Here is an 8,043-nt window from a genome sequence, read left to right on the forward strand (position 1 = left end):
CTACGCAAGAGAGAAGCACTTATTCGGGCAAAATACCAACCTGCTCCACAAAGCGCATAAAGGCTGCTTGTCCTTCTTCGGTTTGCTTGTAAACTCCTGCATCTTCCAAAACTCGAGCAAAGATTTTTCCAACAGATTCTTGGACGATATTAAGAGCTTGGTCTTTGTCAGTCAATCCAGGATTGGATTCTTTCAATTCATCCGCCCATTCTTGGTGATAAGCTGCAACTGGAACATTATCTCCGACTAGGTAAGCTGCTACCTGCTCCACTTCTTCCTTCAAGCGTGGTGGCAAGATGGCTAAGCCCATCACCTCAATCAAGCCGATATTTTCCTTCTTGATATGTTGGACATCCTTGTGGGGATGATAGATTCCATCAGGATTCTCTGCCGATGTCTGATTGTCCCGCAAGACCAAGTCAAACTCAAGCTGACCGTCACGTTTACGAGCAATCGGTGTAATAGTATGGTGTGGTGTCCCATTACTTTCTGCCAAGACTTGCACCCTTGGATCTGAGTATTGACGCCAAGAAAGTAAGATTTTCTCAGCAAGATTGGTCAAATCGTCTTTTGAATCTGAGGTCAATCGAATCACAGACATAGGCCATTGAACAATTCCTGCTTTGACTGATTCAAAACCAGCAAAAGAGAAAGTCTTCTGCAAGGGAGCCAATTCCATGGGAAATACGTGACGTCCTCCCTGATAGTGGTCATGGGTGAGAATAGACCCCCCCACAATTGGTAAGTCCGCATTTGAACCAGCAAAGTAGCCTGGGAATTGCTCCACAATTGCTAACAAACGTTCAAAACTTTGGCGACTAATGGCCATAGGACGATGCTTGCTGTCTAGGAAAATACAGTGCTCATTAAAGTAAGCATAGGGCGAATATTGGAAGCCCCACTCCTGCCCAGAAATATCAAAACGGATAATACGATGGTTGCTTCTAGCTGGATGATTGACACGTCCATGGTAGCCTTCATTTTCCATACAAAGCTGACACTGAGGGTAGTTACTAGACTTGACTAACTTGGCTGCCGCAATCTCCTTTGGATCCTTTTCAGGCTTAGACAGATTGATGGTAATCTCCAGTTCACCGTAGTCAGACGGAACACGATAAGCAATATTCTTTGCGATGGCCTTTAGTTTGATGTAGTCATTCTTCTGACTGAGTTGGTAGAAGTCCGCAATCGCCTGCTCTGGTGACTGGGCATAGGTAGCCCAAAAGTCACGATTGACCTGACTTGGACAAGGGGTTACCAAGTCCATGAGGTCTGCACCGAGAATTTCACGCGCAGCCAGACTATCTTCAATCGTTTCCAAGCGAACGGCTTCCTCGACAAGCTGATCTTTTAGTTCAATCAAATCATCTTGGTCAGTCTCAACTTCAAGAACTCCATCTCCCACCAGTGCCAAGACGCGATTGCTCAGATAAATCCGATCCAACTCTTCAAAGGTGCTTTCTGCAATGACTTTGGTAACAAATTTTTCTACTAAGGTCACTAGAAAACCTCCTTCTTACTTTCTAAATAGTCTCTAACAGCATCCAAATCGTGAAAAACTTGTTCTGTTTTATTTAAGAAAGACTGTGCTGGTATTTTTAAATCAGGAATACAAATAACTGGAATCCCAGCTCTAGATGCCGCTTCAATCCCTGCTTCACTATCCTCTAGTACCAAGCAATTCTCTGGTGAAACGTTCAAATCACTGCAAGCCTTTAAAAATATATCAGGGTAAGGTTTGCTTCGCTTTACATCTTTTGAAAAAACTAAATGGTCAAATAGTGATAGTATACCATTGCTATCCAATATCATTCTAGCTCGAGATTCAACACTCGATGTTGCTAAAGCGATTGGAATGCCTTCTTTTTGCAAATAAGTGAGCAAATTTTTAGCACCTTTTTTTAAATTTACACCTTTGGCTAAGATTTGAGCTTCCAGTTCATAAACTTTAGCCAAGGTTTGGTCAAAGTTCCAGGGTAAATCATAGGTATCCAAAAATCGTTGAACATTCTCCTCTTCCCTATGTCCACTGTAGTCTCTAGAATAAGTTTCTTCTGTGAAAGGAATTCCAAAATCTCTAAGCAATTCTTGATAAACTTTTAGAGAAATGATTTCAGTATCGGCTAATAAGCCATCTAAATCAAATATTACAGCTTCCATATCCTTCTCTCCTAATCTAAGACACGAGAACCACCTGCAACTTCAGCGATATAGAAGCTTGGTGCATAGCCAACTACTTCTTCGTAGTGCTTGCCAACAGCTTCTTTAAAGGCCTCAACCGCATCTTTTTGAACCAGGGCAATGGCACAACCACCAAAACCTGCTCCTGTCATACGAGCACCAAGAACACCTTCTTGAGCCCATGCAGTATGAACAAGGGTATCCAATTCCAAACCAGTCACTTCATAATCATGCTCAAGAGAAACATGGGACGCATTCATCAAACGACCAAATTTTTCCAAATCTCCCGCTTGAAGTGCTGCTTGCGCTTTAAGAGTACGTTGATTTTCAAGAACTGCGTGGCGAGCACGTTTCAAACGATTTTCGTCTTTGATCAGGTAGCTGTACTCGTCAAAAGCCCACTCATCTAATTCACCCAAGGTTTGGATATCCAAGGCAACTTGAAGTTCTTCCACTGCTTTTTCACACTCAGCACGGCGTTCATTATATTTAGAATCTGCAAGTTCACGGCGTTTGTTGGTATTCATGATAACAACAACATTGTCTTTCAAATCAAGAGGAACCAAGTCGTATTCTAACGTATTTGTATCTAGGTAAATAGCACGTTGGTCTGCACCCATACCAATAGCAAATTGATCCATAATCCCAGAGTTAACGCCGATAAAGTTATTCTCTGTCAGTTTTCCGATTTTAACTAAGTCTAGACGATCCAATTTTAGGTCAAAGAGGTATTCTGCTACGACACCTGTCAAAAGCTCCAAAGATGCTGAAGAAGACAAGCCCGCACCATTTGGAATATTCCCAAAGACATAGAAATCAAAACCTTTGTCAATCACATGCCCAGCTTCTTGCAAGAAATGAAGGACACCTTTTGGATAGTTGGTCCAGTTGTGCTCTTTCTCAAACTTAAGGTCAGCTAGAGGAACTTCGATGATGCCTTTATCCTCAAAGTTAGCTGAGTAGAAACGCAAAACTTGGTCATCACGCTTGCGAGCAGCCCCATAAGTTCCGAGTGAGATAGCAGCTGGGAAAACATGCCCACCGTTATAGTCAGTATGCTCCCCAATCAAGTTGATACGGCCTGGTGAGAAGAAGGTTTGATCCGCTTCTTGACCAAAAACAGCAAGAAAATCCTTGCGAAGTGCTTCAGCAGTAAGATGTTGTGTCATATGAATTCTCCTTTTACGAAATATTAGGTAAAAAAGTTTATCCTGTAATCGTTTTCTTCTATTGTACCCAAGGGTTTTGCTTAGGTCAACATTTTTACCGATATTTTACTAAACTATGAGTAAAAAGGAAGAAAAATATGCTATAATAACCTGAAAAGGAGGGGAATTATGGCTACACTCAAAGATATTGCTCAGCTAGCCTCTGTCTCGATCGCAACTGTATCCCGTGTCCTCAATCGCGATCAGAGTCTATCTGTCACAGAAGAAACCCGACATCGTATTTTAACAGTCGCAGAAGAACTAGGCTATACCAAACATCTCAAAACAGGTGAATCACATAAACTCAAACAGAAAATCGCTATCATCCAGTGGGTCAGTGAACAGGGAGAGTTAGAAGATCTCTACTACTACCAGATTCGACTAGGAATTGAAAATAGAGCACAAGAATTAGATTACGACATCTTGCGCTACTTTAATGACCAGCCTTTCACGCTTAGTGAGGAAGTGATTGGTATTCTTTGTATTGGGAAATTTAGCCAAGCACAGATTGCATCATTTGAGGAATACCACAAACCCCTAGTATTTTTAGACAGTGATACGATTGCTCTTGGTCATACCTGTGTCATTACAGATTTTTATAATGCTGTTAGCCAGGTTGTTGATTACTTTACAGATCATGGGCTTAAAAAGATTGGTATCTTATCCGGACTTGAAACGACCACTGACCAAGAGGAAGTCATCGCAGATAAACGCTTAGATTACTTTAAATCCTATACGCAAGAAAAAGGGATTTATAACGAGAAATTCGTTTTCCAAGGTCTATTTACTGCCCAATCTGGATATGACTTAATGAAAGAGGCTATCGAAAAATTAGGAGAGAAGCTTCCACAGGCATTTTTTGCAGCCAGTGATAGCTTGGCCATTGGTGCCCTTCGCGCCCTCCAAGAAGCCAACATCAGCATACCGGAGCGCGTCAGCATTATTTCCTTTAATGATACTATTCTGACCAAGCAAGTGTTCCCACCACTTTCCAGTATTACAGTCTACACCGAAGAAATGGGACGAACAGGAATGGATATTCTGAACAGAGAAGTCCTTCACGGCCGTAAAATCTCAAGCCTCACTATGCTTGGAACCAAACTGACTTTAAGAGAAAGTACCTTGCATGAAGGATAATAGTTAAACATAAAAAATCCTAATAGAGAATCAAATCTCCATTAGGATTTTCTTTTTTAATCCATCACAATCATAGACTTGATAGTCTTGCGTTCATCCATGTCCTTATAAGCTTGGTCGATATCTTCCAGTTTATAGCTTGAAGTAAAGACACGACCCGGATTGATATCACCGTCAAGGACGGCTTTTAACAAAACTTGTTTGTCATAAGTAGTAACTGAGGCTGCTCCACCTGCCACAGAAATATTTTGGGCAAAGGTTGAACCAAGGGCACGGTTATTGTAGTGAGGCACACCGACAAATCCCATGCGCCCGCCATTGTGGAGTACACCCAGAGCTTGCTCAACAGCCGCTTCAGTACCAACACACTCAAGAGCTGCATCTGCTCCACCACTGAGAATTTCACGCACCTTGGCAATGCCTTCTTCACCACGTTCAGCTACGACCGCTGTCGCGCCTGACTCCAAGGCCATCTTTTGACGGTCTTCGTGGCGACTCATAAGGACAATTTGCGATGCTCCACGCATCTTAGCTGCAATCACGGCACATTGACCAACAGCACCATCCCCGATAACGACCACCTTATCACCCTTTTGCACATTAGCCACACGCGCCGCATGATAACCCGTCGGCATGACATCAGCAAGTGTTAAAAGTGACTTGAGCATGCCTTCACTATAATCTGAAGGTTGACCTGGGATTTTCACAAGTGCCCAATTGGCAAAGTGGAAACGGATATACTCAGCCTGGACACCACCTGACCAGTTGGTGCCAATATGGCGGTCACAAGTCCCATCATAACCAGCACGACAGGCATCACACTCTCCACAACCATGAGTGAAAGGCGCGATGACAAAGTCACCTGGTTTTACAGTAGTGACAGCCTCACCAACTTCTTCAACGATTCCAATTGCTTCGTGTCCACTATTTTTGTGACCCGCTTTAATATCTGGATTTCGGTAACTCCATAGGTCTGAACCACATACGCAAGCACGAACAATGCGAATAATGGCATCATCTGCCGCCTCAATTTTCGGACGATCAATTTCTGCTAGACCAACTTGCCCAGCTTTAGTATAAACTGCTGATTTCATTTAAAATTTTCCTTCCTTGTATAGTTTAATTTTGTGATTTAATCGATTTAAAGCAGCCTGTAACTGAGACAAGCGCTCCTCTAATTTTTTCTTTTCTTCTTCTAAGATACCAAGCCTTTCCTCTCTCGTTTCATCCCCCTTTTGGTAGAGCGACATATAGTCAACTAAACTGTCTACCGAGACACCTGCCGAACGAAAACACTTAATAAATTCCAGAGCTTCTATGTCATGTTCTTTAAAATCACGAATCCCAGTTGCAGTACGAGTAATCGGTGGTACAAGACCAACCCGTTCATAATACCGAATCGTATCCGCTGAAATTCCCAACAAATCACTGGCTGATTTAATGTTCACATGCTATTCTCCTTTCATTTCATTCACCGAGTTTAAGCTATTCTAACTCACTTATCTTATTATATAACTTTGAGTTGACTCTAAGTCAAGCATTTGGCATCTAATCGAAAAATTTTTATAATTAGCATTCATGTATATGGAGTTTGTACAATGCTCTTAACTTACCAATCTTTTAAAGTACTTAAATAATAAAGAAAGTTCTCTATTCCAAATAAGATAGTACCCAATCATTTTTCACTTTTTTCTAATGATGATGCTCATAACTTCTCTCCAACTCACACACCTTTCGCTTATGGGCTTGGTGTGTTTCTAGGTCTGCATCAACCTCAATGGTGATATTTTGAAAACCACAATCTTTGAGTAGGGTTCGAATGGATTCTTTACAAACCTCCATCTGTTCAATTTCTTTTAGACAAACATGGACAATGGCATTTTTTTCCAAACCATCCATGGTCCAGAGATTAAGCTGATTGATACTAGCGACATGGTCCAATTGCTCCAAATCACTCTTGACTTGCTTGATATCGACACCTTCTGGCACAGCATCAAGGAAAATCTTGAGCGTAGACCAAAAACGAGGAATAGCTTTTGAGAGAATAAAGAAAGAAATGATCAGAGATAAGAGCGAATCCAGAATATACCAGTCGGTAAATCGCAGAACAATGGCCATTAGGATAACAGCCACCCAACCCAGAGTATCTTCTATAAAATGAAGGCTCAAAATAGACTCATTCTTGGTTTTTCCCTTACGAACTACTAGACTTGCTATTACATTAACGCTGACAGCAATGATTCCTAACCAGAGGATTCCTTCATCATTGACCGCTTGTGGATGAAAGAGTTTTGTTATATTTTCCAAAATGACCAAAACGGACCCTGTCATGAGAATCACAGCCGTTACCAAGGCTCCTAAGAGACTAAACCGTTTGTAACCCAAGGTGTAGTGACTATCTTCTTCACGATTGGAAATTGTTTCAAGAACGGCTGATACACCAATTGCGATGGCATCTCCCAAATCATGGACAGAGTCAGCAAGAACAGCGCTCGAACCAAATACTCCACCTGCAATAAACTCGACAATAGCATAAGTCAAATTTAAGAAAAAAGCCACCCAAACAGCATATTTTGCCTTCATATTTCTCATTCCTTTGTTATAATAGATTCATGAACATCTTGTTCATTATCATTATCCACTAAAACTCAAAGAAAGGATAGAAGCAAAAGGTCAGCTTTATTCAGTTCTGAACAATTTGCCTCAAATGTCCATATGACTAACATTGACCGCCGTATCAGTAAAACAAAAAAAGCCATCTATCAAGCTTTTCTACAACTTTTGAATGCTAAGGGCTACGAGGCTACTACTGTTCAGGATATCATTGATCTCGCAGATGTTGGACGTTCTACCTTTTACTGTCACTATGAGAGCAAGGAATTACTCCTAGATGAGCTCTGTCGGTATCTCTTTCATCATCTTTTTGAACGCGAGGAAAATATAACTATAGAAGCTTATTTAGCTCATATCTTTTCGCATTTTAAGAAAAACCAAGACCACGTTACCAGTCTTCTTTTCTCTAAAAACGACTACTTCCTCCGTCAATTACAGAAAGAGCTAGAACATCATGTTTACCCCATGGTAGCAGAGGACTTGCAAGTTTCCTATCCTAATATTCCTACTTCCTATCTCAAGCACTTTGTCGTAACTAACTTTATCGAAACACTAACCTGGTGGCTCAAAAAAGGAAAATCCTATAAGGAAGATCAAGTAGTGAGATTTTACTTGGACGTCTTGGAAATGAAGTAGCAAAAAAGACGATAACTTTCATTTTAGCTAGATAGGCACTTTTTACAAGTATCACTAAATTAGTATGATTACACTAGTCATATTCCTAACACTTATACTGCTTGTAATCTAATACAAAAACCCTATCTTGTCTTAAACAAGATGTACTGACCCCAAAAAGTTAGACAATTAATTTATTCAAAGGATTTAGTTCTGTATTGCACAGGACTGAGTCCTTTTAGTTTTACCTTAATTCGTTTATTGTTGTAGTAATCAATATAGTCTACAA

At 40.9% G+C, this 8,043-nt stretch carries 9 protein-coding genes; 2 read left to right on the forward strand and 7 right to left on the reverse strand.

What is annotated here, in order from left to right:
• Positions 1-19: 19 nt before the first annotated feature.
• The 3 genes from QM450_RS08785 to QM450_RS08795 are packed head-to-tail and all read right to left on the reverse strand — an operon-like array spanning position 20 to position 3,350.
• Positions 20-1,501, reverse strand: a complete 1,482-nt coding sequence (locus QM450_RS08785; protein ID WP_414320325.1) for a UDP-glucose--hexose-1-phosphate uridylyltransferase — start codon at positions 1,499-1,501, stop codon at positions 20-22.
• On the reverse strand, positions 1,501-2,160 hold the full coding sequence (locus QM450_RS08790) for an HAD family hydrolase (protein WP_414320326.1): 660 nt from the start codon (positions 2,158-2,160) through the stop codon (positions 1,501-1,503). The genes QM450_RS08785 and QM450_RS08790 overlap by 1 nt, the downstream gene beginning before the upstream one ends.
• Positions 2,161-2,171: 11 nt before the next feature.
• Positions 2,172-3,350, reverse strand: a complete 1,179-nt coding sequence (locus QM450_RS08795) for a galactokinase (protein ID WP_414320327.1) — start codon at positions 3,348-3,350, stop codon at positions 2,172-2,174.
• 168 nt (positions 3,351-3,518) lie between these two features.
• Between QM450_RS08795 and QM450_RS08800 the strand changes: the two genes are divergently transcribed.
• Positions 3,519-4,526 carry a LacI family DNA-binding transcriptional regulator gene (locus QM450_RS08800; RefSeq protein ID WP_414320328.1) on the forward strand — a complete coding sequence of 336 codons (1,008 nt, stop codon included), beginning with the start codon at positions 3,519-3,521 and terminating at the stop codon, positions 4,524-4,526.
• A 56-nt stretch (positions 4,527-4,582) separates the two neighbouring features.
• Here QM450_RS08800 and QM450_RS08805 read toward each other — a convergent pair whose 3' ends face one another.
• The 3 genes from QM450_RS08805 to QM450_RS08815 all read right to left on the reverse strand — a co-directional run bounded on the left by QM450_RS08805 (position 4,583) and on the right by QM450_RS08815 (position 7,109).
• Positions 4,583-5,620: a zinc-binding dehydrogenase gene (locus QM450_RS08805; protein WP_414320329.1), complete on the reverse strand. Its 1,038-nt coding sequence runs from the start codon at positions 5,618-5,620 to the stop codon at positions 4,583-4,585.
• On the reverse strand, positions 5,621-5,974 hold the full coding sequence (gene nmlR, locus QM450_RS08810) for a stress response transcriptional regulator NmlR (RefSeq protein WP_414320330.1): 354 nt from the start codon (positions 5,972-5,974) through the stop codon (positions 5,621-5,623).
• Between the two features lie 244 nt (positions 5,975-6,218).
• Positions 6,219-7,109, reverse strand: a complete 891-nt coding sequence (locus QM450_RS08815; RefSeq protein WP_414320331.1) for a cation diffusion facilitator family transporter — start codon at positions 7,107-7,109, stop codon at positions 6,219-6,221.
• 132 nt (positions 7,110-7,241) lie between these two features.
• Between QM450_RS08815 and QM450_RS08820 the strand changes: the two genes are divergently transcribed.
• Complete coding sequence (locus QM450_RS08820) at positions 7,242-7,775, forward strand: TetR/AcrR family transcriptional regulator (protein ID WP_414320332.1); 534 nt, start codon at positions 7,242-7,244, stop codon at positions 7,773-7,775.
• A 173-nt stretch (positions 7,776-7,948) separates the two neighbouring features.
• Here QM450_RS08820 and QM450_RS08825 read toward each other — a convergent pair.
• Positions 7,949-8,043, reverse strand: a 95-nt coding sequence (locus tag QM450_RS08825) for an IS3 family transposase (RefSeq protein ID WP_025173758.1), incomplete at its 5' end; no start/stop codon positions are given.

Source organism: Streptococcus infantis (assembly GCF_047464615.1).
In the GTDB taxonomy this organism is placed as follows: domain Bacteria; phylum Bacillota; class Bacilli; order Lactobacillales; family Streptococcaceae; genus Streptococcus; species Streptococcus infantis_Y.

What these genes read in the sequence shown, in the direction of transcription:
- QM450_RS08790 (WP_414320326.1), bottom strand. Translation starts at nt 2,160, where the DNA reads ATGGAAGCTGTAATATTTGATTTAGATGGCTTATTAGCCGATACTGAA.
- QM450_RS08805 (WP_414320329.1), bottom strand. Translation starts at nt 5,620, where the DNA reads ATGAAATCAGCAGTTTATACTAAAGCTGGGCAAGTTGGTCTAGCAGAA.
- QM450_RS08815 (WP_414320331.1), bottom strand. Translation starts at nt 7,109, where the DNA reads ATGAAGGCAAAATATGCTGTTTGGGTGGCTTTTTTCTTAAATTTGACT.
- QM450_RS08800 (WP_414320328.1), top strand. Translation starts at nt 3,519, where the DNA reads ATGGCTACACTCAAAGATATTGCTCAGCTAGCCTCTGTCTCGATCGCA.
- QM450_RS08820 (WP_414320332.1), top strand. Translation starts at nt 7,242, where the DNA reads ATGACTAACATTGACCGCCGTATCAGTAAAACAAAAAAAGCCATCTAT.
- QM450_RS08795 (WP_414320327.1), bottom strand. Translation starts at nt 3,350, where the DNA reads ATGACACAACATCTTACTGCTGAAGCACTTCGCAAGGATTTTCTTGCT.